Source organism: Bacillus cereus group sp. BfR-BA-01492, from assembly GCF_022662815.1.
GTDB lineage: Bacteria > Bacillota > Bacilli > Bacillales > Bacillaceae_G > Bacillus_A > Bacillus_A cereus_BD.
In genome coordinates, this window is record NZ_JAKUEH010000072.1 from 1 (window position 1) to 229 (window position 229).

The following is a 229-nucleotide window of genomic DNA, read 5'->3' on the forward strand; positions in this document are numbered from 1 at the left end:
ACGTTATCCGCAAAAAACGGGTAAACGTTACAGGGACTTTAATTGCTGTAACGGGAGAGGACTCAATATGGAAGAGAAAGTAGTGGGTTATGTACGAGTTTCAACAAAAGGACAAGTGCGTGAAGGGTACAGTTTAACATATCAAGTAGAAGAAATTGAACGGTACTGCATTGAAAATGAACTACAACTGCTTCACATATACGAAGATAAAGGAATCAGCGGAGCGAAA

The 229-nt window shown here is 39.7% G+C and carries 1 protein-coding gene; it reads left to right on the forward strand.

Features of this window, described 5'->3' with window-relative positions; translation table 11 throughout:
* Positions 1-67: 67 nt before the first annotated feature.
* Positions 68-229: recombinase family protein (locus MR063_RS21670; protein WP_242201346.1), on the forward strand; the 162-nt coding region annotated here is incomplete at its 3' end.